Origin of the sequence: Altererythrobacter sp., assembly GCF_050299635.1 — a bacterium.
Classification (GTDB): Bacteria; Pseudomonadota; Alphaproteobacteria; order Sphingomonadales; family Sphingomonadaceae; genus Erythrobacter.
On record NZ_JBNKWF010000005.1, the window covers coordinates 134712 to 159347 of the forward strand.

Here is a 24636-nt window from a genome sequence, read left to right on the forward strand (position 1 = left end):
TATTCTCATGCACGGCTACGCCAACCCAACCCGCTTCCTGTCGCTCGCCAAATGGCTGACACCGCTCCTGCTCGTCAGCGGGCTCGTGATCGCTGGCGGTGCGCTGGCCTGGGGCTTGCTGGAAGTTTCGCCGGATCGCCTGATGGGCGAAACGGTGCGAATCCTGTTCCTGCACGTGCCGACGGCATGGCTGGGTATGGGCGGCTGGACCGCGATTGCCATCTCGAGCCTGGTTTTCCTGGTGTGGAAGCATCCGCTGGCGGCAATTGCCGCACGCGCATCGGCGGTGCCCGGCATGGTCTTCACCGCGATCTGTCTTGCGACCGGCTCTATCTGGGGGCGGCCCACCTGGGGCACTTGGTGGGTATGGGACGGGCGGCTGACCAGCATGTTGGTGCTGCTGTTCCTCTATGCAGGCTATATCGCGCTGTCGCAGGCTGCGGCACGTGACGGGGCTTCTTCGCGCATTCCGGCGATTTTCGGACTCGTCGGCGCGATCAACATCCCGATCATCAATCGTTCCGTCGTGTGGTGGAATTCGCTGCATCAGCCGCCAAGCATCACCATGGGCAAGAGCGCAATCGATACAGAGTTCCTGGTGCCATTGCTGATCGGAACGGTCGGCTTCTCGTTACTCTTTGCAGGAGTGGTGCTGGCGCGGATGCGCACACTGCTGGCCGATTTCCAGGCCGAAGCGCGCTTGCGGCGCAGAGCAATGGAGGCCGCGTGAACTACGAAACGCTCGACCAGTGGAACTTCGTGATCGCTGCCTATGTGGTCGGCGTGGGCGGGACACTTGCGATGGCTGCATGGAGCTGGATCGCAATGAAGCGCGCGGAGAAGCGTCGTGACGAGGTGAAACGCCGATGAGCAAGACTCTCAAGCCCAAGCATCAGCGGCTGATCCTGATCGTGATTGCACTGATGGCGCTGATTGGCGCCGGCCTGATGGCGGCGTGGTCGCTGCGTAACCAGGCGAGCTATTTCTACCTGCCCGACCAATTGATCGCCGATCCGCCAGAGCTGGGACAGCCGGTGCGGCTGGGCGGCATGGTGGCGCAGGGATCAATCGAGACCATGCCCGACGGCGTTACCATCGGTTTTGTTGTGACCGACCAGAAGGACGCGCGCGTTCCGGTACGTTTCAGCGGGATCGTGCCCGATCTCTTCGTCGAAGGTTCGGGCGTAGTCGCGGAAGGCAGCCTTGGGCCTGACGGAACCTTTGTCGCTACCAATCTGCTCGCCAAGCATGACGAGAATTATGTTCCGCGCGAGTTGCAGGACATGGATGGGCACCAGGCAGCGAAAATGGCCGAAGAGACGACAGTGGGCCTGAAGTGACGGGTCGCTGCCAATGATCGCCGAACTTGGCCTTGCGGCTCTCTGGATGGCGGCGGCGCTCGCCACTCTGCAGCTTATCGGCGGTGCGCTGGCCCAGCGCGAGGATGGCGGAGAGCTTGCCTCGCTGGTTCGTCCGGCTGCTGTTCTTCAGGGACTGCTTGCGGCCTTCGCCTTCGTAATGCTGCTGTGGGCATTTGCGGTGACCGATCTCTCGATCAAGCTGGTCGCCAGCAATTCGCATTCGATGAAGCCGCTGATCTTCAAGTTGGCGGGCGCGTGGGGCAATCACGAAGGCTCGATGCTGCTGTGGGTCACAGTGATGGCGGTTGCGGGCGGGTTGATCGGGTTGGTCGAGCGGCGGTTGCCGGAAAAGACCATGCAGGCGACGCTGGCTTCTCAAGGTTTTGTAGCGCTGGGTTTCTACGCCTTCCTGCTGTTCAGTTCGAACCCGTTCGAGCGGTTGAGCGTACCTGCTGCAGAGGGGCTGGGGCTCAATCCACTGCTGCAGGACATCGGCTTGGCCTTCCATCCGCCAACGCTCTATTTCGGCTATGTCGGACTATCGGTGGCATTCAGCTTTGCAGTCGGCGCGCTGCTGACCCGCCAGGTCACACCGGAATTTGCCCGCGTGATGCGACCGTGGATTCTGGGCGCATGGGTGTTCCTGACAGTCGGCATCACGGCTGGTTCCTATTGGGCCTATTACGAGCTTGGCTGGGGCGGCTGGTGGTTCTGGGATCCGGTCGAAAACGCCTCGCTAATGCCCTGGCTGGCGGCGACGGCATTGCTCCACTCGGCCAGCGTTCTGGCGGCACGCGACGCATTGCGGACATGGACGATCATGCTGGGCGTGGTGGCTTTCTCCATGAGCATGGTCGGCACCTTCCTGGTGCGTTCGGGCATTCTCACAAGCGTTCACGCCTTTGCCGTCGATCCAGAGCGCGGCACATTCATTCTCGCGCTGCTGGCGCTCTATATCGGCGGAGCGCTGCTGGTTTTCGCACTGCGCGCCAGCACAGTGAGCGAAGGCCAGCGTTTCGCTCTGCTGAGCCGTGAAGGGGCATTGGTATTCAACAATGTCATGCTCAGCGCGACCTTGGGTATCGTCCTGCTGGGGACGCTTTATCCGCTGCTGACCGAGGCTTTCGGCGTGCGCGTTTCAGTAGGGCCGCCTTACTTCAATCCCGCAAGCGCAGTTTTCGTCATCCCCATGCTGCTGGTAATGACCGTGGGGCCCTTGCTGCGCTGGCGCGGCGATAGCTGGGGCCAGATCAAGCTGCCGGTCGCCGTCGTGACCGCGCTGATCGTAACCGTAGCCGTGATTGCGGGCATATTCGGCGTCGGACAGGTCCTCCCGCTGCTGGGCCTGGCGATTGCGATCGGCCTGGGTGTGGCAAGTTTCTGGCCATTGGCCGGGCGCAAGCTGACCCGTGTGCCTGTCGCGACCTGGGGAATGGTGATCGCTCATTTCGGGATCGCCGTCGCCCTGTTCGGCATGGCGAGCGAGAGTGCCTTTACAAAGGAGCGGCTTGTTGCGGTTGCGCCGGGCGAAGCGGCGCAAGTCGGTGACTGGCAGGTTACGCTTGCCGGCGTCTCCCCGGTTGCAGGGCCGAACTGGACCGCGCTCGAAGGCCGTCTGATTGCACAGCGTGGTTCCAGCACGCCGGTAGAGCTCGATCCGCAGGCACGCAGCTTCTGGGCGCCACCACAGCAGACGACCGAAAGTGCGCTCCTCACCCGGATGGACGGGCAGCTCTATGTTGTTCTGGGCAATCAGGCGCAGGATGGGCGCTGGCAACTTCGCTTGTGGTGGAAGCCATTCGTGACTTTCATCTGGTACGGCGGATTGCTGGTAGGGCTGGGCGGCGTGTTGGCCATCATCGGTCGATTGATGGCGGACCTCAGGCGGCGCGAGATTATCCGGCGAGGGGATGAGCGCCGCGCCGACCGGGAAACATTGGAGGCCGCATGATGCGCTGGAAAGTATGGCTTCCCCTGATGCTGTTCCTCTTCTTCGTGGGGTTGGCGGCATATCAGTTGACGCAACCGAAGGATGAGTTCGTCCATTCGACAATGATCGGCAAACCGCTGCCAGAATTCGAATTGCGTGCCGCGAGTGCAGACCGGCCGGGTGTCTCGCTGGCCGATTTCAAGGACGGAAAGCCCAAGCTCCTCAATATCTGGGCTAGCTGGTGCCTGCCATGCATCGCAGAGGCACGCCAGCTCGGCGAGTTGAAGAAGCAAGGTGTTGAAGTTGTTGGCGTTGCGATCCGCGACAAACCCGAGGATGTGGCGCGTTTCCTCGCCAGCTATGGCAATCCCTACAGCCGCATCGGGGCAGACGACCTTTCTGAACTCCAGATCGAAATCGGTTCCTCGGGCGTACCGGAAACCTTTGTCATCGATGGCGAGGGCGTGATCCGGTACCAGCATTTGGGCGATGTCCGCGAGAGCGATGTGCCCATGCTGATCGGTAAACTGCAGGAGGTAGCGCAATGAGGGCGCTGCTGGCCCTGATCGCAGCTTTGGTTGCATTGCCGCTGGCAATTCCGCTTGCAGCACAGCAGGACATGCCGCCCGCACCCTATGCCTATCGCCAGCTCGACGATCCGGCGCTGGAGGCGAAGGCGCATGCGCTGATGCAGACACTGCGCTGCCTCAAGTGCCAGAGCCAGTCGATTGCCGACAGCGATGCCTCGATGGCGGGCGACATGCGGCACCAGGTCCGCACGCGCATTGCCGCCGGTGAAGACCCGGAGGCGATTCGGGCCTGGCTGATCGAGCGCTATGGCGATTACGTCAGCTATGAGCCCAAGGTGAGCAGCACGACCTGGCCGCTTTTCGTGGTGCCTGTGATCCTGCTCCTCGTTGCTGCGCTGGTGCTGTGGCGACGTATCGGTCGCAAGGGAGGTAGCGGGCAATGATCTGGCTTCCGATCCTCTTGCTTGCGGGAATTGCTTTCCTGTTCGCGGCCTTCATGCTGCGCTTGCCTCGCCGGAGCTGGACATTGTTTGGCGCGGTGCTGATGTTCGGATTGGCGGGATATGCGCTGCAAGGCTCGCCGGGGCTTCCCTCGGCGCCCAAGGCAGCGGCGCAGGATTCCGCAGAATCGGGTGAGGCCGTGGTGGAAGCGCGCCGCGCGCTGTTCGATCCCTCCGTCCCTCTCCCTGGCTATCTGACGCTTGCAGATGGATTTGCGCGCCGAGGCCAGTTTGCCGATGCGGCCGGAATCCTGCGCTCGGGCCTGGCGGACAACCCTTCGCATGGCGAGGCATGGCTGGCGCTTGCCATTGCGCTGGTCGAACATGCCGAAGGGCGAGTCACGCCAGCCTCGTTGTTCGCTTTCGTTCGGGCAGAAGAAACTCTCCGTGGCAATCCCGGCCCCGCCTATTTTCTGGGTGTTTCCTTCTTGCGATCTGGTCAGCCGGGGCAGGCACGCGCTGTATGGAGTGAATTGCTGGCCGAATCGCCGCAGGATGCTCCCTGGCGGGAGGAACTCGAGCAGCGGATCGAACGACTCGACCAGTTGATCGGCCAAATGCAGTCCGGCACGGTGCAGTAAGCACGTGTTGCAGGCGCGAACAGCCGGTGCTAAGCGCCGCCGCCTTGTAAGGTTTGCTTGGGCCTAGCCCGCGTTTCGGGTCAGGAAACTTAGAAGCATGAGCGAAGCGTTGGTTCCCCAAAACGGAGATTCCGATCAACCCCAAGGTGGATCGGATGGCCACGGACATGGCACGACGAAAGCTGCCCTGGCCGTCGGTGCGATCGGTATCGTCTTCGGCGATATCGGCACCAGCCCGCTCTACGCCTTTCGCGAAACCTTTGTTGGTCCGCATCCCTTGGCGCTCGACAAGGCACATGTGCTCGGCGTCATCAGTCTTATCTTCTGGTCGATGACGCTGGTGGTGGCGATCCAGTACGTCACCATATTGATGCGCGCCGACAACAAGGGGCAGGGTGGTTCGCTTGCCCTGGTCGCGCTGATATCCCGCCATATCGGTCGATCGCGCTATGGCTGGCTGGCGGTAATCCTCGGCGTCTTCGCGACTTCGCTGTTTTACGGAGACAGCATGATCACGCCCGCCATCTCGGTTCTCTCTGCGGTCGAGGGGCTGACAGTGGTGAACCACAGGCTCGACCGGCTGGTTATCCCGATTGCGCTCGTTCTGCTGATCATCCTGTTCGTGCTCCAGAAGCGTGGAACAGCGAAGGTCGGGGCACTTTTTGCCCCGGTCATGATCGTCTATTTTACAGTGATAGCCGGGATGGGCGCCTGGCAGATATTTCAGACACCAGAGATCCTGTGGGCTCTCAATCCCTATCACGCGGTCAATTTCTTCGTTCTCGACGGCACGCTGGCTTTCCTGGCGCTTGGTTCGGTCGTTCTGGCGGTTACCGGGTCGGAGGCGCTCTATTCGGACATGGGCCATTTCGGTCGCGGGCCGATGCGCCTGTCATGGTTCGGCTTCGTCATGCCATGTCTGTTGCTCAACTATTTTGGTCAGGGCGCGATGGTGATCGGGCTGCCTGCAGATCAGGCTGCCGAAGCAATCCAGAGCCCGTTCTTCTTCCTCGCCAACGAACAGTGGCGCTTGCCGCTTGTCTTCCTGGCTACATTTGCCACTTTCATTGCCAGCCAGGCAGTTATCTCAGGCGCATTCTCGATCACTCATCAGGCGATCCAGATGGGCTTCATCCCGCGCCTGTCGATACGTCACACTAGCGAAACCGAAGGCGGCCAGATTTACATCCCTGTGGTCAACTGGGCGCTGATGGTGGCGGTGATCATCCTTGTCCTGACTTTTCAGAATTCGTCCAACCTCGCCTCGGCCTATGGCATCGCCGTAACGGGTGCGGTGACAATCGACACGCTGCTGATGGGCGTGCTCTTCGTTGGCGTATGGCGGTGGAAGTGGTGGATGGCGGCACCGGTGGTCGCGATCTTCCTTATCGTTGACGGGGCCTACTTCGCGGCGAACCTTGCCAAGGTGCCCGATGGCGGCTGGTTCCCGTTGATTGTGGGCCTTGTCGCATTCACTCTGCTCACCACCTGGGCGCGTGGGCGCAAGCTGATGCGCGACCGGATGAGCGAGGTCGCCTTGCCGATCGAGATTTTTGCAAAGTCGGCGAAGAATTCGGCCACGCGCGTTCCCGGCACTGCGATCTTCATGGCGTCGAGCACCGCAGGCGTTCCGTCGGCGCTGCTGCACAATATCAAGCACAACAAGGTGCTGCACGAACGGGTGGTGATCCTGACCGTCGACATCGCCGACATTCCCTATGTCGATCCGGGCGAGCGCTGCGAATATCACGATTTAGGAGATGGCTTCTACCGCGCGGTGCTACATTACGGATTCATGGAATCGACCGATGTACCGGCGGGGCTCAAGTCGATGGAGCGTTGTGGCGGCGAGTTCGATATGATGCAGACCAGCTTCTTCCTCAGCCGCCAGACGTTGCTGCCTTCGAAGAAGCCGGCAATGCCGATCTGGCGTGAGAAGATCTTTGCATGGATGCTGCGCAACTCGGCAACAGCGATGGACTTCTTCAAGCTACCCACAAACCGCGTAGTGGAACTGGGTAGCCAGGTCGAAATCTGAACCCACAATAAAAAGGGCGCCGGCTTGCCCCAGCGCCCTTCTTTGGATGAACCGATACGTCAGCCCAGGTTTGCGCTGACCATGGCCCACATCATCGGGATCGAAAGCAGCGTGTTCAGGCGGCTGGCGATCAGTGCGCGTGGCCCCGCAGCGGCTTTCTCTTCCGCGCTGGCATCGACGAGGCCAAGGATCTTCTGCTGCGCTGGCCAGATGATGAACCACACGTTGAAGGCCATCAGAAGTGCCATCCACATGCCTGCGCCGATCAGATTGAAATTGCCGCCACCCTTGAAGGTGAGGGCATCGACCAGATAGCCGCCGGTCCAGGCGATGATCAGGCCGGTCAGCACAGTAAAGGCTGCCGCCCAACGGAAATAGTAGAGCGCGGCGGGTGCTATGGTGCCGGTGATCGCGGGCTTATGCTCGTCGGCAATCTTGCCCATATTGGGCACCTGCACGAAATTGAAATAGTAGAGCAAGCCGATCCACAGCACACCGAAGAACAGGTGCAGCCAGCGCGCGACCGTGTTCACGCTGATCGGCGCGCTGCCCATGAAACAGGCCATGAGCGCAATCGCCACGACCAGTCCGATAAGCATCACCAAATTCAGATTTCCAAACAATTTGGCCATATTCTCTCCCCCTTCTTGACCACAACCGAACGACCGCCTGCCAAGAGACGATCGAAAGACAGCGCCAGATTAGGCGCAGATATGCGATTGGCAAGGAGGGGAGAATCAGGGCGGGGGGATGTCGGTGATCGCTTCCTCTTCGCCTTCGAGGTCCAGCCCGTGCTTCAGTAGCATGGGTATCTGGCTGAAAGTGAACAGGAAAGTGATCGGCAGGAAGACCCAGATCTTGGCCCAGAGCCAGGTTTCGAAATTGCCATTATCGACGTTGTAAAAGTGGCGCAAAACTTCGTTCAAGACTGCGAGGAAGAGGAAGAACACGCCCCAGTTGCGCGATAGTTTGAGCCAGCCCGATTCCTCCAGCCCCTCGAATGCGGCTTCGAGCAGGATCTTGAGCAGCGGTTTGCCCAGTTTCCACCCCACAAGCAGTACCACACCGAATACCACATATATGATGGTCGGCTTGAGCTGAACGAAGGTTGGGTCGCCGAAGAAGATCGTGAGGCTTCCGAAGCCGACAATCAGTGCGGTGGAGAACCACAACATGGGCGAGATCCGGCCCAGCTTCCATTTGGAAAAGATCAGGGCGCAGATGGCGGCTATGATGAAGCCGATGGTTCCCTTGACGATTGCGGCGATCTCCGCCGCGATCTCGCTCTCCTGGGGCGCATAGAACCTATAGACGGCCAGAAAAACGATCAGCGGGCCGTAATCGACCGCGACGCTGAGCCAGCCGGAACCTTTCTTTGTCTTTTTCTCGGCTTCCGGCATCAGGCAACTCCAGCAATCACGCGCGCGACCAGATCGGGATCGAAGGGGCGCAGATCATCGATCTTCTCGCCCACGCCAATGGCATGGATCGGCAGTCCGTATTGCTCCGCCGCCGCGACCAGCACGCCGCCGCGCGCGGTTCCGTCAAGTTTGGTCATGATGAGACCGGTCACGCCTGCTACTTCCTTGAACACATCGATCTGGGCAAGCGCATTCTGGCCGTTGGTGGCATCGAGCACCAGCACCACGTCATGCGGCGCCTCCGGGTTGAGGCGGCCCAGCACGCGGCGGATCTTGGCCAATTCGTCCATCAGCTCGCGCTTGTTCTGCAACCGGCCAGCGGTATCGACGATCAATGCATCGGTGCCTTGATCGGTCGCAGCCTTGACCGCGTCGAACACGATGCTGGCCGGGTCGCCGCCTTCGGGGCCGCTGATGATTGGTGCATTGATGCGCTCGGCCCAGGTGGCAAGCTGGCCGATGGCAGCAGCGCGGAAAGTGTCGCCTGCCGCCAGCATCACCCCGTAATCGTCTTCCTGCAACAGATGCGCCAGCTTGGCGATGGTGGTGGTCTTGCCGCTGCCGTTGACCCCGATCACCAGGATCACTTGCGGGCGCGGGAAAGCAGTGATTTCGAGCGGCTTTGCAACGGGGCGCAATATCTCGGCGATTTCGTCCGCGACCGCTTCCTTCAGCTCCTTCTCGCTGATCTCCAGGCCAAATCGCTTTTCGGCCAGTTTCTCGCGGATACGCCGCGCTGCCGAAGGGCCAAGGTCCGAGATGATCAGCGCATCTTCGACATCGTCGAGCGTCGCATCGTCCAGCTTGGCTGTGCCGACCACTGTGGTGAGGTTTTCGGACAGGCGCTCCGACGTCTTGCGGAATCCGCCGAACAGACGGTCGGCCCAGGATTTCCTGGGAACCTCGGGCTCGCTCATTTGAGCAGTCCTTCCTGGATTCGTGTGGGGCTCACCGTCACGATCGCACCGGCAGGCGTATCCTGCGGCACAGTGACGCGCGCGAAGTTCTCGGCATAGCCTGTGCCATCGGGTTCGGCGAGGACGGACAGGTCGCGCCCGATCTGGGTCTCCAGCCATTCGGCGCGAACATCGGCAACGGCTCGCCGCAGCTCGGTAGCGCGGCGCTTGATCGTCGCCTTGTCGATTTGCGGCATCCGCGCGGCAGGCGTGCCGGGGCGGGGCGAGTAGGGGAAGATGTGGCCGTGCACGATTCCCACTTCGCGGATAATTGCAAGGTTAGCCCGATGATGCTCTTCGCTCTCGGTCGGGAACCCGGCGATGAGGTCGGCGCCAATGGCGATATCCGGGCGCAGGCGCTTGAGCCGCGCCACGAGGTCCAATGCATCGGCGCGCAGGTGGCGACGTTTCATGCGCTTCAGGATCAGGTCATGGCCATGCTGCAGCGAAAGATGCAGATGCGGCATCATGCGCGGTTCGTGCGCAAAAAGTTCGAATAATTCACCATCGATTTCAACACCATCGAGCGATGACATGCGAAGCCGCTTCAACTCTGGGAAAGTCGAAAGAATACGCGAAACCAACCGACCCAAAGGCAAGACTTGTGGCAGATCATGCCCCCAGCTCGTAACGTCCACGCCGGTCAGGATCACCTCGGGCGCACCCATTCCCAGATGCCGCTCGACCTCATGCAGAACTTCGTCGATCGAGAGCGAGCGGCTCTTGCCGCGACCTTGCGGGATCACGCAGAAGGTGCAGGCATGGTCGCAACCGTTCTGGACAGCGATGAAGGCGCGCGTGTGCTGCGGTGGGAGCGGTGGCGCCTCCACCGGGACATTCCAGGCGCGGGGATCGAGCTTGGCCTCATTGGCGATCAGCCCGTCCACTTCGGGCATGGCGGCGAGCTGTTCGCGCTCGATATCGGCGGCGCAACCTGTCACCAGCAGCCGGGCATCGGGCCGGGCACGGCGCATCCTGCGGATCGCCTGCCTTGTCTGGCGCACGGCTTCGGATGTCACCGCGCAGCTATTGACGACCACCAAATCGCTTTCGCGACTCAACATGGCGCGGATGCGCTCGCTCTCGGCAATATTGAGACGGCATCCGAGCGAAACGATCTCAGCTCCGCTCACGAGGCTGCATCCCCCGCGTAATCGTTCCATTCGAATGTGCCGGTGAAGCTGGTTGTGGCCGGGCCGGTCATGACGATCCTGTCATCCTCGCTCCAAGCGATCATGAGCGAGCCGCCGGGCAAGGTGACGGCCACCTCGCGATCGACCAGACCGCGCCGCATGGCTGCAACCGCTGTGGCACAGGCGCCCGTGCCGCAGGCGCGAGTCAGGCCGACTCCGCGCTCCCAAACCCGCAGACGGATCGCATCGCGGCCCTCAACGCTGGCGACATTGACGTTGATCCGTTGCGGAAAAAGCGGGTCATGCTCAATCTCAGGGCCAAGCTGATCCAGCGCAACCGCGTCCACATCTTCGACGAAAAACACCACATGCGGATTACCGACATTCACTGCCGCTGAATTTTCCAGCACTCCCCAGCCAACCGGCATGTTGAGCGTGTCCATGGCATAGGCGAGGGGGATATCCTCCCAGCCAAAGCGCGGCTGGCCCATATCGACCCGTGCGCCGCCCAAAACCGGTTCGAGCGCAATCACGCCGCCATCGGTCTCCACGCTGGCCGGCGCGCCGTGCAACAAGGCGACCGCGCGGCTGGCATTGCCGCAGGCCTCGACCTCGCCGCCGTCCTGGTTGAAGATGCGCATGCGAAAATCCGCGGCCTCGCTCGGTTCCAGCAGGATGAGTTGGTCGCAACCGATGCCGGTGGTGCGATTGGCCAGCGCCGCCGCGGCAGGCGCGGTCATCGCCGGAACGCCGCCCTCGCGCCCGTCGATCACGACGAAATCGTTGCCCAATCCGTGCATCTTGGTGAAGGAAATGCGCATTGCGAGGCGCATCTATGCATGCAGGGTGGTTCCGTCCAGCCCTAGCGACACCAAGCGGTGCCGCGCGTTCAGCCTTTTGCGGCTCTGAAAGGTGTTTGCGATGCTTCCGGCGAGCTTTCTGGAATCGCAGTTGTTTCGCTGTCTTCCACGCTCTGATTGGCGGCAAGTCGCTTGGCATTCCTCAGCCGCTCGTGCACCTGATCGGCGGTTTCGGGTTTGCCGTAGATATACCCCTGGCCCATCAGCTTGCCCATGTGCTTGAGCGCGCCAAGGATATCCTTGTTCTCGATACCTTCGGCGGTGATGGGCAGCTCGAGCCCACGGCCCAGCGAAACAATCGCCTTGACGATCCTGGAGTCCGGGTTTCCGGTGTTGAGTTCCGCGATGAAGCTGCGGTCGATCTTGATCCTGTCGAATGGGAGCGTGCGCAATTGTTCGAGGCTGGAATAGCCGGTCCCGAAATCGTCCAGGCTCACCTTCACGCCCTGGTTCCTGAGGCTGGAAATCATCGAACTTACCAGGCTGACATTCTCGCGCAGGCAGCTCTCGGTGATCTCAATCTCCAGCCTCGACGGCGGGAAACTGTGCGCAACCATCAGCCTGAGCAGCTTCTGGGCAAACCATGGATCGCGTAGCTGCAAGGGCGAGATATTGACTGCCAGGGTAAGTGCCGGATCCCAATGCCGCGCGTCGGCGAAAGCCTGCACCATCAATTGTTCGGAGAGCTGAGTGATTACGCCGATTTCCTCGGCAATCGGAATGAAGATTTCCGGGCAGACCACACCCATATTGGGAGAGTTCCAGCGCGCGAGCATCTCGAAGCCGATCAGTTCGCCGGTCTCCAGATCGATCTGCTGTTCATAATAAGGGACGAACTCGCCTTCCTCGATCCCGCGGCGAATGCCCTTTTCCAGATCATTGCGGAAGCGAAGTTCGTTCTCCATCGTCGGCTCGAACCAGAAGTGGCGCGATTTGCCCTGCTTCTTGGCGTGGTACATCGCGATGTCGGCCCGGTGCATCAGCGCCTGTGCGTCCACCTTGCCTCCGCTGTACGGATCGTCCTCCAGGTCGCTGGATATGCCGATCGACATGGTCGTTTCGACCGAGATGTCACCGACCGCCAGCGGCGTGAAATTGCCTTCGATCAGGCGGATGGCCAGATCATCGATGCGTTCGCTCTGGTTTCTCGGGAACGGCACCATCAAGGCGAACTCGTCGCCGCCGATTCTCGCCAGCAGCGCATCAGGTGGCAGCAGGCTCCGCAGCCTCATGGTGATCTCGCACAATACCGCATCGCCTGTCGTGTGGCCGTTAAGATCGTTGATCTGCTTGAAATTGTCGATGTCCACGAGAACGCAGGCGACGGCTTTGCCTGAAGCATGCGCCTTGCCTCTAAGCTCATCGGTCGCGCGCGTCAGGCTGCGCCGGTTGAGGCATCCCGTAAGCGGGTCGGTTTCTGCCAGCTGCCGTGCCAGTTCTTCTGCCTGGCGGCGCTCGGCGATTTCTTCAGTAAGCTGCCGATGGCGACGCCAACCGAAGATGATTAGGGCAACGTTGAGTAGTAATGCGTTGGCCAATGCCTGGTCCGGACCATTGCCCTCGCCCAGCAGAGAGCGCACGACCAGAGGCATCACGGTTCCCCCGGTCCCGACGAACAGGAGGATTGCGGCTGTGGCGATTCCCAACGCGACGACATCGCGTTCGCTGCCGTTACTGCGCTTCCGATCCTGTTTGGAGTCCAAAGTCGTCATCTATCCCTACGCCACGCGCACGCCCGAAAAGGGGACCATTCGGGCTCAATGGGCCAACCCTATAAAAATCGGGTTAATTCGTGCTTAGGGAAGGGGTTGCGGGGGTGGTGAGCCGTGCCTTGCATGGTTAGGAAAGAAGTCAGGAATCGAGGAGAGCAATCTTGGCCCGTTATTGGCTGATGAAGTCCGAACCATTCAAATACAGCTGGGACGATCTCGTCGCAGAGAAGGAAGGCGTGTGGGATGGTGTGCGCAACCACCGCGCCAAGAACAATCTTGCAGCGATGAAAGTGGGTGAGGAGGCCTTCTTCTACCACTCGCGCGAAGGGCTCGAGATCGTCGGTATCGTGACGATCAGTGTGGAGGGCATCACCGACCCGACCGATCCGACGGGCAAATGGGCCGCAGTAAAGATCAAGCCGAAGCGCAAGCTGAAGAACCCGGTCACCCTCAAGCAGATCAAGGCGGATCCGCGCCTGGAGGATTGTGAGCTTGTGCGGCTGGGGAGGCTTTCCGTGGCGGAGATCACGCCTGACGAATGGAAGGCGATCCTGGAACTGGCGGGCGAGTAGGCGGGCTGCAGGGGCGGCGCGGATCGCGCCCGCAAGGATCGCGGTGGATATTCACCATGAACATGCGTCGTGAAGATGCATGATTAATGTCCCGTGGCAGAACAGCCCGGATTTCGGCGATGCGCAATGGTTACGAAACCGTTAAGACGCTGCCTATGCGTAGATCACTTGTCCTTACCGACGAAGCCGCACGGCACCCCTTCCGGGCGTCGTTGCCGGCGCATATCCGTAGCAACGAGTACGAGAATCCCGCGGAGTCGCTGTGGCGGCTGACGCAGGATGACGTGCGCGGATTTGCCAGCGTCTATATCGCGACCTTCGCCGCGGTTCTCGCCTTCATTGTGTAACGGCGGGGTGGGGCTGAGGCCCCGCCTCCAGCTCCACGCGATGTAGCCGCTTGCCCAGCCATGCCGACACGAGGCACATGCCTGCGCTGAGCAGTAATTGCTCGACCATGGCAACGCCGATCGCGCTCAGCGCCATCGCTATCAGCGAACCGATCACCATTGCGCCCGAATTGACGATGTTGTTGGCGGCGATGGTGCGCGCGGCCTGATCCGGCGCACAGCGGGTAGTAAGAAAAGCGTAGAGCGGCACCACGAACATGCCGCCCGCAATGGCAATGCCTAGCAGACACAGCAGAATCACCGATGCCATCGGCCAGGCAATGAACTGGCCCACGGTGAGCAGCTCGGTCGGTTGGTCGGCCTGCCACATCCGGCACACGACATAGAATGCGATTACGAACAGGCCCATCATAATGACCGATGCCGGGGCATGGCGGGCGGAGACCTGCCCCTTGAGCAACGCGTTGATCGAGACCGATCCGATCGCGATTCCGACTGAAAAGATCACCAGGAACAGGCTGGCGACTTCCTTGCTTGCCATCAGCGTGTTCTTGGCCAGGGGCGGGAACTGGATGATCAGCACCGCGCCGATGGCCCAGAAGAAACTGATCGCCATGATCGCCCAGAAAATCTGGCGGTCGTGCATGCAGTTGCGAACCAGATCGATGGACGCGCGGACTATGTGCCAATCGAGTTTTTCTTCCTTCGCCAGGGGCGGCGCGGAGGGAACCTGCAAACTCGTAAGATAGCCGATCACGGCGGTCAGGATGATGCCGACAGCCGCCCATTCGACGGGAATCCACCCCGCCAGGATCGTCCCGGAGAGGATCGCGATATAGGTACCCGCTTCGACCAAGCCGGTCCCGGCAAGCACCTCCTCTCGCCGCAAATGCTGCGGCAAGATCGCGTATTTTATCGGCCCGAAGAAAGTCGAGTGAACGCCCATTGCGAAGAGCGCTGCCAGCAGCAGCGGGATTGCAAGTTCGTTTACGGCAATCCCCTTCCACGCCATCACCAGCCCGGCGCAGCCGACACACATGATTCCGATTTCGGCCGCCTTGATGATGCGGATGATGCTGGCCTTGTCGCGCATATCGGCCAGTTGTCCGGACAGGGCCGAGAGAAAGAAGAAGGGTAGAATGAACAGGAAGGATGCGACACCGCTGAACAATCCTTCCGCGCTTTCATCGTTGTAGACGCTGTAGACGACGAACAGCACCATTGCTGTCTTGTAGAGGTTGTCGTTGAAGGCATTGAGTAACTGGGTGCAGAACAGGGGTAGGAAACGCCTGCGGCGCAAAAGGTGCGTCGATGTTGTCATGGAGCTTCCCGGATCGATTCCCTTGTCTGTTCCGTCCATAGCGGGTGCTGACCGGTGAACAAGGTAAAGCTGCCACCTTTTGCGCTGGCATATCAGGCGCTAGAGGGAAGAGGTGATGCTCACTTTGCCGAATATCCTCACGCTCTCGCGTATTCTGGCGGTGCCTTTCCTGGCCTTCCTGCTGTGGTGGCCGGACTGGGCGCTGGGTTACCTGCTGGCATTCGGCCTCTACAGCCTGATGGGTATTACCGACTATTTCGACGGCTATCTGGCCCGGTCGAGCGGCACGGTTTCCAAGCTCGGCATCTTTCTCGATCCGATTGCGGACAAGATCATGGTCGCCGCCGTTATCCTGGTGTTGACGGCGCAAGGGATCCTGCGCGGGCCCTATGTTGGCGATATGCATGTGATAGCGGGTCTCATCATCCTGGTGCGCGAGATTGCCGTCTCCGGCCTGCGCGAATTCTTGGGCGGGCTGCAGGTCTCGGTTCCTGTGACCAAGCTGGCCAAGTGGAAGACGACCTTCCAGATCATCGCACTTGGTTCGCTCATCCTCGGGCATGGGTTGCCCGGCTGGAACGTCATGATTGGCGGGATCGAGGCCAATGTTCCGCACACAGTCGGGCTGGCGACGCTTTGGGGCGCAGCAATCCTTACACTGATGACCGGGTGGGATTACCTGCGCGTTGGCCTCAAGCACATGGATTGACGCATCGCCCGAATCCAACTGGATGGAACACTTGGAACACTGTCCAATGGGAGAAAAGATCGTCTCCGCGGATGATGTCTTGAGCGAAAGGTGAGCGCGGGGAGAGGGCTGCATTCGGGGCATTGTCGATAAGGCCTAACCCTCGCGTTCGAAGTAGGAAAATCGCACCGTAAAAGTTTCCTCAACCATTCCCGATTAGCAGGGAATGCATGAGTGCAACGCTTTCCTCTTTCCTCAGCCTGTTCTTCAAGGCCGGTGCATTTGCGTTGATCTTCAACGAAGTGCGCGGCGCCGTGCTGGCCGTGCCGGTGCTTTACGGCATGTATCAGGCGGGCGGATCGCTGATGGCGATCTGGATCGGCTTCTGCTCGCTCGCAGGGATCGCACTATCGGTGATCGTACCACTCTTCGCGGCGAAGAAGCTGGAGCGCTTCGCACAGGCGAAGTTGGCCCAGCCAGCGCCAGCGCACGCCTAACCCGCCTTCAATTCCTCCGCCAGCAGCTTGAACTCCTCCGCGCGGGGGCTGTTCTTGCGCCAGATCAGCGCGATCTCGCGTTTCGCATTGGCCGATTTGAGCGGACGAGCGACGACTTCAGTGCCTCCCAGAATCCCTGCATCCAGCGCCATTTCGGGCAGCATGGTGAGGCCCAGATCGTTGTTCACCATCTGCACCAGCGTGTGGAGCGAAGTCCCGATCATGGTGGCCGAAGCGCGTAGTTCAGGCCGGTTGCAAGCCGCCAGCGCGTGCTCCTTCAGGCAATGCCCGTCTTCCAGCAGAAGCAGGCGCCCTTCGTCGATCATTGACGGCGGCACCGTATCGGGTGGATCGCGAGGATCGTCCTTGGGAAAGGCGACGAACAGCCGGTCGTCCGCAATATGCGCCATCTCCACCTCGCCAGTGGCGAAGGGCAGGGCGAGCAGCACGCAATCGACCCGCCCGTGATGGAGCGATTCGACCGCATCGGCGCTGGTTTCCTCGCGCAGCAGCAGCTTCAGCTCGGGCCGCTCCTTGCGCAGGCGCGGCAGGATGCGCGGCAGCAGGAACGGCGCGATTGTGGGGATCACGCTCATCCGCAGCGTGCCCGAGAGCGGCTTGCCCGCCGCCTGGACGAGATCGGAGAGTTCCTCCGCTTCGCGCAGCAGGCGGTGCGCTTTCTCCACCACCTGTTCGCCCAGTGCGGTGAAGCGGACCACACGACGGCTGCGTTCGACCAGCGTTACGCCCAGCAGCGATTCGAGCTCACGAATCCCTGCGGACAGCGTCGATTGCGAGACGAAGCTCGCCTCTGCCGCGCGGCCGAAATGGCCGTGCTCGTGCAGCGCGACGAGGTATTGCAGCTGCTTGATGGTAGGAAGGTAGGTGGACATGCCCTGCGGCCTACTCCGCCGCCTGCGCCTCGGCCATTTGCTCGGCCATATCGTCGATGTGGGTCATTGCCAGCTTGCCGCGCTGTACGGCGAAGGCGAGCTTGCCCTCGACCAGTTCCAGCGCGTCGCGGCCGAATACTTCAAAGCGCCAGCCTTGCAGCACGGGCAGGTCGCGGACACCAGCGGCAAGCGCTTCCATCTCCTCGGAACGGGTCAGCAGGCGGGCGGCCACGTCGATCTCGCGGGCGCGAATCTTGAGCAGCAGCTTGAGCAGGTCTGCCACCAGTGCGCCTTCCTTTCCCAACGGGGCGCCGCGTTTCATCTTCTCGGGCATTTCGCTCTTGTCGATCGGTTCGGCCTTGTCGATCACCTTCATCAGCCGTTTGCCAATGTCGTTATCCCTCCACGCGCCGGAAAGGCCGCGCACCTTGGCAAGGTCCGCCTGTTTCTTGGGAGGATGGCTGGCAATGTCAGCCAGCGTTTCATCGCGCATGATACGGCCGCGCGGGATATTCTTGTGCTGCGCTTCGCCTTCGCGCCATGCGGCGAGCGCCTTGAGCCTGCCCAGCACCTGCGGGTTGCGGCCCGGCTGGCGAATGCGCCGCCATGCCTGCTCGGGATCGATGATGTAATTGCTCGTATCGGCGAGCTTTTCCATCTCTGCGTCGAGCCAGGCGCCGCGCCCCGTCTTGATGAGCTTGTTCAGGATCTTGGGAAAGATCTTGGACAGATGCGTCACGTCGCCGATGGCATATTCGATCTGCCGGTCGGTCAACGGGCGGCGGCTCCAGTCGGTAAAACGCGCGCCCTTGTCGATCGTCAGGCCGAGCCAGCTTTCGACCATATTGGCATAGCCGATCTGTTCGGACTGGCTAATCGCCATCATCGCGATCTGCGTGTCGAAGATCGGATGCGGCGTGCGCCCCGAAAGGTTTACGATGATCTCTACATCCTGCCCGCCAGCATGGAACACCTTGAGCACGTCTTCATTGTCGGTCAGCAAGTCGAGCAGCGGGGTCAGGTCGATCCCGTCAGCCAGCGGATCGATCGCCGCAGCCTCTTCCTCATTGGCGATCTGCACCAGGCAGAGTTCAGGCCAATAGGTGTTCTCGCGCATGAATTCGGTGTCGACAGTCACGAATTCTGACTTGGCAAGGCGCTCGCAAAGATCTTCGAGGGCCTCGGTCGTGGTAATCAGGTCATGTATTTTCATTTGTCTTTTCATCTCATCGGGCGGAGTGCCGCCCCCGGGATTCCCACTTGCATGGGCCCCAATTGCAGTTCAGGTGCCTTGACAAAGCCACCCTCTTGCCCTGTTAGCGCGCGCGTTACCGCGCTTGTGCGGTGCGCGCCTGTTTCTTTGAGCGCGCCCATAGCGCCATAGCTCCGAAATTGGAAAGTTTTTAGATGCACGCCTTTCGTACCCACAACTGCGCACAGCTCTCCGGCGAAAATGTCGGGGAAAACGTCCGCCTGTCGGGCTGGATTCACCGCAAGCGCGACCATGGCGGGGTCCTGTTCGTCGACCTGCGCGATCATTACGGCATTACCCAGATCGTGGCGGACGAGGATTCGCCCGCGCTGGCAGTGCTGGAGAAGCTGCGGCTCGAATCGGTCGTCACGATCGATGGCAATGTGAAGGCGCGCACGCCGGAAACGGTGAACAAGGATCTGCCGACAGGCGAGATCGAGGTCTTCGCGCGCGAGATTAATGTGCAGAGCGCTGCGGCTGAACTGCCGATGCCGGTGGCGGGCGAGCAGGACTATCCTGAGGATATCCGCCTCAAATACCGATTCCTCGATCTGCGGCGCGAGACCATGCATCGCAACATCATGCTGCGCAGCAAGGTGATCACCAGCCTGCGCCGCCGGATGACCGAGCAGGGCTTTACCGAGTTCCAGACGCCGATCCTCACGGCCAGCAGCCCTGAGGGCGCGCGCGACTTCCTGGTGCCGAGCCGGATGCATCCGAACAGGTTCTATGCGCTTCCGCAGGCGCCGCAGATGTTCAAGCAGATGCTGATGGTGAGCGGGTTCGACCGCTATTTCCAGATCGCGCCATGTTTCCGTGATGAAGACCTGCGCGCCGACCGCAGCCTTGAGTTCTATCAGCTCGACTTCGAAATGAGCTTCGTCACGCAGGAAGACGTGTTCCAGGCGCTGGAGCCTGTGCTGGCGGGCTGTTTCGAAGAATTCGCTGACGGCAAGAGCGTGACGCCATCGGGCGAGTTCCCGCGCATCCCCTATGCCGAAGCGATGCTGAAATACGGCACCGACAAACCCGACCTGCGCAACCCGCTGGTCATCACCGATGTCACGAGCCATTTCGAGCAGTCCGGCTTCGGTCTGTTCGAGAAGATTGTCGGCAGCGGCGGGCGCGTGCGGGTTATCCCTGCGCCGAACACCGCGGAAAAGAGCCGCAAGTTCTTCGACGACATGAACAATTGGGCGCGCGGCGAAGGCTTTGCCGGGCTCGGCTATGTTACCCGCAAGGGCGGCGAATTCGGCGGCCCGATCGCCAAGAACCATGGTCCGGACCGGATGGAACAGCTCTATGACGAGTTGGGCCTGGGGCCGGACGACGGGCTGTTCTTTGCCGCGGGCAAGGAGAAGGATGCAGCCAAGCTGGCCGGCGCGGCGCGCACCCGCGTGGGCGAGGAGCTGGGCCTGATCGAGGAGAACTGCTTCAAGTTCTGCTGGATCGTCGACTTCCCGATGTACGAATATGACGAGGACCTGAAAAAGGTCGATTTCAGCCACAACCCCTTCTCGATGCCGCAGGGCGAGATGGAAGCGCTGGAATCGAAGGACCCGCTGGAAATACTCGCCTGGCAGTATGACATCGTCTGCAATGGCTATGAGCTGTCGTCGGGCGCGATCCGGAACCACCGTCCGGATATCATGTATAAGGCGTTTGAAATTGCCGGCTATGGCAAGGAAGATGTCGACGCCAATTTCGGCGGCATGATCGAGGCGTTCAAGCTGGGCGCACCGCCGCATGGCGGTTCGGCACCGGGCATCGACCGGATCGTGATGCTGCTGGCGGGCGAAGAGGCGATCCGCGAGGTCATCGCTTTCCCGATGAACCAGAAGGGTGAGGATCTGATGATGGGCGCGCCGAACACGGCGGAGATGAAGCAGCTCCGCGAGCTGCACCTGCGCCTCGTCGAGCCTCCTAAAAAGGAAGGCGAGCAGCAAGGATAGTCTTGCGGCGCGCTGAACAGCACTTACCTATGCCTCTTGCGTATGCTGGCGCCCTTCATTAGGGCAAATCTCGAGTTTTGATGTACCCCCATAGAACAGAGGGAAAATTATGAGCGATACTGCCGACCGCGTGCAGAAAATTGTCGTCGAACATCTCGGTGTCGAGGGCGACAAGGTCACCCAGGAAGCGAGCTTCATCGACGATCTGGGCGCCGACAGCCTCGACATTGTCGAGCTGGTGATGGCTTTCGAAGAAGAATTCGGCGTGGAAATCCCCGACGATGCGGCTGAGAAGATCACTACTGTCGGTGACGCCACCAAATATATCGAAGAGAACAAGGGCTGAGGCCCATCTTCACAAGTTTGCCCTGAGCTTGCCTGCCCTCGCAGAGGCGGGGGTCGAAGGATGAGGGCTACGATCCCTGCCTTCGCAGGGACATGCAGGCTCAGCCCACAGGGTTGGGCCTGTTTTTTTGCGGAGTGAATTGAATGCGTCGTGTTGTCGTAACCGGACTTGGCCTCGTCACCCCCCTGGGCGGAGATGTGGAAACCAGCTGGAGCAATCTGATCGCGGGCAAGAGCGGCGCCGGGACGATCACCCGTTTCGACGCATCTGACCAGAAGTGCCAGATCGCCTGCGAGGTGAAGCCGGCCGATCACGAATACGGCTTCGATCCCAACAAGCGTGTCGATCACAAGGTCCAGCGCCAGGTCGATCCCTTCATCGTTTACGGCATCGATGCGGCCGGACAGGCAATCGAGGATGCTGGCCTTGAGGATATGGACGACGATCTCAAGCTGCGCACCGGCTGCTCTATCGGCTCCGGCATTGGCGGCCTGCCGGGTATCGAGCTCGAATCCGTCAATCTGCACGAGCGCGGACCGGGCCGGGTCAGCCCGCACTTCGTTCATGGACGCCTGATCAACCTCATCAGCGGACAGGTCTCGATCAAATATGGACTGATGGGGCCGAACCACGCGGTTGTAACGGCCTGCTCGACAGGCGCGCATTCGATCGGCGATGCTGCGCGCATGATCAAGGACGGCGATGCCGACGTGATGCTGGCAGGTGGTGCGGAAGCGACCGTCTGCCCGATTGGTATTGCCGGTTTCGCCCAAGCGCGCGCGCTCAATATGAGCATGAACGACCGCCCGACTGAAGCGAGTCGCCCCTATGACAAGGATCGCGATGGCTTTGTGATGGGCGAAGGCGCGGGCGTGGTGGTGCTTGAGGAATATGAGCATGCCAAGGCGCGCGGCGCGAAGATCTATGCTGAAGTGGTCGGCTATGGCCTGTCTGGCGATGCCTATCACGTCACCGCGCCTCATCCGGAAGGCAAGGGTGCCGAATTGGCGATGCACATGGCGCTGAGGAAAGCGGGCATGGAGCCGGGTGACATTGACTATGTCAATGCGCACGGCACCTCGACCATGGCCGACACAATCGAACTGGCGGCGGTCAAACGCGTGCTGGGTGACGATCTGGGCGGAGCATCGATGAGTTCGACCAAGTCCGCAATCGGCCACTTGCTGGGCGGTGCTGGCGCGGTCGAAGCGATCTTCTGCATCCTTGCGATGCGCGACCAGATCGTGCCGCCTACGCTTAATCTCACCAATCCGGATGATGGCACCGAAGGCGTCGATCTCGTTCCGCTCGAAGCCAAGAAGCGCGAAGTGCGCGCCGTGCTCAACAACAGCTTCGGATTTGGCGGCACCAATGCCAGCCTCATCATGAGGAAGGTCGACTAAACCGATGAAGCGCGCCGGCTGCCTCGTTGCGGCCATTCTGCTGGTGGCGGGGGCAATTTTCGCTTCCGGCCTGATGGGTTCGGCCACAATCGAGAAGGAGACGCCTTTCGTCATTCCTTCCGGTTCATCGCTTTCCACAGTCGCGGAAAAGCTGGAGGATGAGGGGCTGATTTCCTCGGCCGATGGCTTCCTTCTGCGAACGAAGCTGCTCGGCGGAAGCAAGCCGATCCAGGCGGGCGAGTTCCTGCTCAAGCCCGACATGGGCCAGGGCGATATTCTGGACGCGTTCCAGAGCGGCGATGTGATCCGCCGCTTCATCACCATCCCCGAAGGGATGCCTTCGGTCATGGTCTATGACAAGCTGATGGGCGAACCACTGCTCAGCGGCGAAATCGACGTGCCGCCCGAAGGGTCTATCCTGCCCGATACATATGATTTCGAACGGGGCGAGAGCCGCCAGGCCGTGATCGAACGGATGCAGGCGGCGATGGACAAATATCTCGCCGAGGCATGGGCCGGGCGCAAACCCGGCATCGCCGTCGACACCATGCGCGACGCGCTGATCCTGGCGTCGATCGTCGAGAAAGAGACTGGCAAGGCCGAGGAGCGCCGCATGGTTGCCGGGCTTTATTCCAACCGCGTGAAGCGCGGGATGCTCCTACAGGCCGATCCCACGATCATCTATCCGATCACCAAGGGCAAACCGCTTGGCCGCCGCATCCGCCAGTCGGAAATCGCGGCGGTGAACGACTACAATACCTATACCATGATCGGACTGCCCAAGGGGCCGATCACCAATCCCGGACGCGAGAGCATTGCCGCCGTGCTCGACCCGGCTCCCACCGGTGCGCTTTTCATGGTCGCTGACGGGACGGGCGGGCACAAATTCTCCGACACGCTGGAACAGCACAATGCCAATGTCGCAGAATGGTACAGGCTGCGGCGTTCCCGCGGCGAGATAGAATAGGCTGGTTCCGGTGGCCGATCCCTTCATCGTGACGGCCAGTCTTCCGCCGGACATTTTCGCCTGGGCCGATGGATTGCGGCACGCACATTTCCCGCCCGAACGCAACAAGCTGCAGGCGCATGTCACGCTGTTCCATTCCTTCGCGCCCTCGCTGTTCGATGAACTCAAGACCGTCCTGCCCGGATTTGCCGCCGAGTATGCGCCGCCTGAAGGCCGGGTCGACGGATTGATGGATCTGGGGAAGGGCACCGCGATTGCCCTGCGCAGTCCGCAATTGTTGGCGATCCGCGAACAGATCGAGGCGCATTTCCACGGAGCGCTGACGCAGCAGGATCGGTATGAGCCGCGGCTCCACATCACCATCCAGAACAAGGTTACGAAGGAGGAGGCGCGCGAGTTGCAGCGCGAACTTGCGCCGCAGATCGAGCCGCGTGCGTTCCATTTCACCGGCCTGGAGCTGCATATCTATCGCGGCGGAACCTGGGAGCATGTGCGCAGATTTGCCTTTCGCGGTCGCGCAGTGGCATGATCCGGGCCGTGACAGGTCAGGGAGGCGGAAATGGCTGTTATCGTGAGTGATACGTCGGGCTCGGTTGGCATTCTCGCCCATGTGGCCGCGATCCTGCTGATCGCGTCGATGTTGATGACGACGATGCGTTGGCTGCGGATTGCGGCGCTGGGTAGCGGCTTGGCGGCCGTTGCCTGTTTCGCTGTCGCAGGGGCGGGGACCTCGGCGCTTGTCCTGGCATTGCTGTTCGTGATTACCAATGCGGCCCAGCTCGCGATCCTGCTTTACCGCTCGCGCATGCACCGCATGAATCAGGAGGAGCGGGAACTGTTGGAGCATGTGCTGGAGGTGCAGGAACCCGCGCAGCAGCGCCGCCTGCTGGACCTGCTCGAATGGCGCGACGTTGACGAGGGCGAGGTGCTGATGGAGCAGGGACAGCCAAAACCGCCGTTGATCTATGTCGCATCGGGAGCAGCCGCGATCGAGCATGGCGGTCAGATAGTTGGTATTTGCGGGCCGCGCGATTTTCTGGGTGAAATGGCACTGATCACCGGCGAGCCCGCGGCTGCCACAGTTCGTGTCACCAACAGCGTGCGGATCGCCCGCTTTGATCGCGACGCGCTGGGGCAACTGACGCATTCTCTCCCTGAAATGAAGCGTGCGTTCGACGCCGCGCTCAACCGCGGGCTTGCTGCGAAGGTTCTGCGGATGAACCAGGCTGCGGCCGGGCAGGACGTTTAATAGCCGGACCCGCAAAACGCAGGTTGACCGGGGCGCGGGTGCGCCCTAAATGCGCCGCCTGCCGTGTGGGCGTTTGGCCCCGGCTGGCCTTTCGGGGCGGAGTAGCTCAGGTGGTTAGAGCAGCGGA

27 protein-coding genes are annotated in these 24636 nt (G+C 61.1%); 18 read left to right on the top strand and 9 right to left on the bottom strand.

The window, feature by feature from the left end; genetic code table 11:
* Positions 1–7 precede the first annotated feature (7 nt).
* The 8 genes from ccmC to ACQY6C_RS04195 all read left to right on the top strand — a co-directional run bounded on the left by ccmC (position 8) and on the right by ACQY6C_RS04195 (position 6940).
* Entirely contained in the window at positions 8–730 is a 723-nt protein-coding gene (gene ccmC, locus ACQY6C_RS04160) for a heme ABC transporter permease CcmC (protein WP_427965124.1), read from the top strand.
* Positions 727–870 carry a hypothetical protein gene (locus ACQY6C_RS04165; RefSeq protein ID WP_427965127.1) on the top strand — a complete coding sequence of 48 codons (144 nt, stop codon included), beginning with the start codon at positions 727–729 and terminating at the stop codon, positions 868–870. The genes ccmC and ACQY6C_RS04165 overlap by 4 nt, the downstream gene beginning before the upstream one ends.
* Complete coding sequence (gene ccmE, locus ACQY6C_RS04170) at positions 867–1340, top strand: cytochrome c maturation protein CcmE (protein WP_427965130.1); 474 nt, start codon at positions 867–869, stop codon at positions 1338–1340. Before ACQY6C_RS04165 ends, ccmE begins: the two co-directional genes overlap by 4 nt.
* Before the next feature lie 13 nt (positions 1341–1353).
* The gene (locus ACQY6C_RS04175) at positions 1354–3312 is read left to right on the top strand and encodes a heme lyase CcmF/NrfE family subunit (protein WP_427965133.1); all 1959 of its coding nucleotides are present in this window, start codon (positions 1354–1356) and stop codon (positions 3310–3312) included.
* Positions 3309–3839 (top strand): DsbE family thiol:disulfide interchange protein, encoded by a 531-nt coding sequence (locus tag ACQY6C_RS04180; protein ID WP_427965136.1) that lies wholly within the window; start codon positions 3309–3311, stop codon positions 3837–3839. The genes ACQY6C_RS04175 and ACQY6C_RS04180 overlap by 4 nt, the downstream gene beginning before the upstream one ends.
* Positions 3836–4264 carry a cytochrome c-type biogenesis protein gene (locus ACQY6C_RS04185; protein WP_427965139.1) on the top strand — a complete coding sequence of 143 codons (429 nt, stop codon included), beginning with the start codon at positions 3836–3838 and terminating at the stop codon, positions 4262–4264. Before ACQY6C_RS04180 ends, ACQY6C_RS04185 begins: the two co-directional genes overlap by 4 nt.
* The gene (locus ACQY6C_RS04190) at positions 4261–4902 is read left to right on the top strand and encodes a tetratricopeptide repeat protein (protein WP_427965142.1); all 642 of its coding nucleotides are present in this window, start codon (positions 4261–4263) and stop codon (positions 4900–4902) included. The genes ACQY6C_RS04185 and ACQY6C_RS04190 overlap by 4 nt, the downstream gene beginning before the upstream one ends.
* Positions 4903–4999: 97 nt before the next feature.
* On the top strand, positions 5000–6940 hold the full coding sequence (locus tag ACQY6C_RS04195) for a potassium transporter Kup (RefSeq protein WP_427965145.1): 1941 nt from the start codon (positions 5000–5002) through the stop codon (positions 6938–6940).
* A 59-nt stretch (positions 6941–6999) separates the two neighbouring features.
* On the opposite strand, the gene ACQY6C_RS04200 is transcribed toward ACQY6C_RS04195, so the two are convergent.
* The 6 genes from ACQY6C_RS04200 to ACQY6C_RS04225 form a co-directional block, all read right to left on the bottom strand.
* Positions 7000–7572, bottom strand: coding sequence for a urate hydroxylase PuuD (locus ACQY6C_RS04200; RefSeq protein ID WP_427965148.1), 573 nt, complete (start codon positions 7570–7572; stop codon positions 7000–7002).
* A 105-nt stretch (positions 7573–7677) separates the two neighbouring features.
* A complete protein-coding gene (locus ACQY6C_RS04205) occupies positions 7678–8340 on the bottom strand; it encodes an inner membrane-spanning protein YciB (protein ID WP_427965151.1) in 663 nt (220 codons plus the stop codon).
* Positions 8340–9278: a signal recognition particle-docking protein FtsY gene (gene ftsY / locus ACQY6C_RS04210; protein ID WP_427965154.1), complete on the bottom strand. Its 939-nt coding sequence runs from the start codon at positions 9276–9278 to the stop codon at positions 8340–8342. Before ftsY ends, ACQY6C_RS04205 begins: the two co-directional genes overlap by 1 nt.
* Positions 9275–10480 (bottom strand): tRNA (N(6)-L-threonylcarbamoyladenosine(37)-C(2))-methylthiotransferase MtaB, encoded by a 1206-nt coding sequence (mtaB, locus tag ACQY6C_RS04215; protein ID WP_427965158.1) that lies wholly within the window; start codon positions 10478–10480, stop codon positions 9275–9277. The genes ftsY and mtaB overlap by 4 nt, the downstream gene beginning before the upstream one ends.
* The gene (gene dapF, locus ACQY6C_RS04220; protein WP_427965208.1) at positions 10447–11271 is read right to left on the bottom strand and encodes a diaminopimelate epimerase; all 825 of its coding nucleotides are present in this window, start codon (positions 11269–11271) and stop codon (positions 10447–10449) included. Before dapF ends, mtaB begins: the two co-directional genes overlap by 34 nt.
* Before the next feature lie 68 nt (positions 11272–11339).
* Positions 11340–13022: a putative bifunctional diguanylate cyclase/phosphodiesterase gene (locus ACQY6C_RS04225; RefSeq protein WP_427965160.1), complete on the bottom strand. Its 1683-nt coding sequence runs from the start codon at positions 13020–13022 to the stop codon at positions 11340–11342.
* 161 nt (positions 13023–13183) lie between these two features.
* Here ACQY6C_RS04225 and ACQY6C_RS04230 point away from each other — a divergent pair, with 161 nt between their 5' ends.
* Both ACQY6C_RS04230 and ACQY6C_RS04235 read left to right on the top strand, forming a co-directional pair.
* Entirely contained in the window at positions 13184–13594 is a 411-nt protein-coding gene (locus ACQY6C_RS04230) for an EVE domain-containing protein (protein WP_427965163.1), read from the top strand.
* A gap of 155 nt (positions 13595–13749) precedes the next feature.
* A complete protein-coding gene (locus ACQY6C_RS04235; protein ID WP_427965166.1) occupies positions 13750–13941 on the top strand; it encodes a hypothetical protein in 192 nt (63 codons plus the stop codon).
* Here the strand turns inward: ACQY6C_RS04235 and ACQY6C_RS04240 are convergent.
* Positions 13931–15262, bottom strand: a complete 1332-nt coding sequence (locus ACQY6C_RS04240) for an MFS transporter (protein ID WP_427965169.1) — start codon at positions 15260–15262, stop codon at positions 13931–13933. The genes ACQY6C_RS04235 and ACQY6C_RS04240 overlap by 11 nt on opposite strands.
* A 115-nt stretch (positions 15263–15377) precedes the next feature.
* Between ACQY6C_RS04240 and pgsA the strand changes: the two genes are divergently transcribed.
* Both pgsA and ACQY6C_RS04250 read left to right on the top strand, forming a co-directional pair.
* The gene (gene pgsA, locus ACQY6C_RS04245; protein WP_427965172.1) at positions 15378–15971 is read left to right on the top strand and encodes a CDP-diacylglycerol--glycerol-3-phosphate 3-phosphatidyltransferase; all 594 of its coding nucleotides are present in this window, start codon (positions 15378–15380) and stop codon (positions 15969–15971) included.
* A gap of 209 nt (positions 15972–16180) precedes the next feature.
* A complete protein-coding gene (locus ACQY6C_RS04250; RefSeq protein WP_427965175.1) occupies positions 16181–16447 on the top strand; it encodes a hypothetical protein in 267 nt (88 codons plus the stop codon).
* Here ACQY6C_RS04250 and ACQY6C_RS04255 read toward each other — a convergent pair.
* Together ACQY6C_RS04255 and rnd are read right to left on the bottom strand one after the other, a co-directional pair.
* Positions 16444–17340: a hydrogen peroxide-inducible genes activator gene (locus ACQY6C_RS04255; RefSeq protein ID WP_427965178.1), complete on the bottom strand. Its 897-nt coding sequence runs from the start codon at positions 17338–17340 to the stop codon at positions 16444–16446. The genes ACQY6C_RS04250 and ACQY6C_RS04255 overlap by 4 nt on opposite strands.
* Positions 17341–17350: 10 nt before the next feature.
* On the bottom strand, positions 17351–18553 hold the full coding sequence (gene rnd, locus ACQY6C_RS04260; protein ID WP_427965181.1) for a ribonuclease D: 1203 nt from the start codon (positions 18551–18553) through the stop codon (positions 17351–17353).
* Positions 18554–18747: 194 nt separating this feature from the next.
* Here rnd and aspS point away from each other — a divergent pair, with 194 nt between their 5' ends.
* The 6 genes from aspS to ACQY6C_RS04290 all read left to right on the top strand — a co-directional run bounded on the left by aspS (position 18748) and on the right by ACQY6C_RS04290 (position 24509).
* Complete coding sequence (gene aspS / locus ACQY6C_RS04265) at positions 18748–20544, top strand: aspartate--tRNA ligase (protein WP_427965183.1); 1797 nt, start codon at positions 18748–18750, stop codon at positions 20542–20544.
* 109 nt (positions 20545–20653) lie between these two features.
* Complete coding sequence (locus tag ACQY6C_RS04270) at positions 20654–20890, top strand: acyl carrier protein (RefSeq protein WP_212451826.1); 237 nt, start codon at positions 20654–20656, stop codon at positions 20888–20890.
* Positions 20891–21033: 143 nt separating this feature from the next.
* Entirely contained in the window at positions 21034–22293 is a 1260-nt protein-coding gene (fabF, locus tag ACQY6C_RS04275) for a beta-ketoacyl-ACP synthase II (RefSeq protein ID WP_427965186.1), read from the top strand.
* 4 nt (positions 22294–22297) lie between these two features.
* A complete protein-coding gene (gene mltG / locus ACQY6C_RS04280; RefSeq protein ID WP_427965189.1) occupies positions 22298–23260 on the top strand; it encodes an endolytic transglycosylase MltG in 963 nt (320 codons plus the stop codon).
* A 10-nt stretch (positions 23261–23270) separates the two neighbouring features.
* Positions 23271–23789, top strand: coding sequence for a 2'-5' RNA ligase family protein (locus ACQY6C_RS04285; RefSeq protein WP_427965192.1), 519 nt, complete (start codon positions 23271–23273; stop codon positions 23787–23789).
* 30 nt (positions 23790–23819) lie between these two features.
* The gene (locus ACQY6C_RS04290) at positions 23820–24509 is read left to right on the top strand and encodes a cyclic nucleotide-binding domain-containing protein (protein ID WP_427965194.1); all 690 of its coding nucleotides are present in this window, start codon (positions 23820–23822) and stop codon (positions 24507–24509) included.
* The last annotated feature ends 127 nt before the right edge of the window (positions 24510–24636 follow it).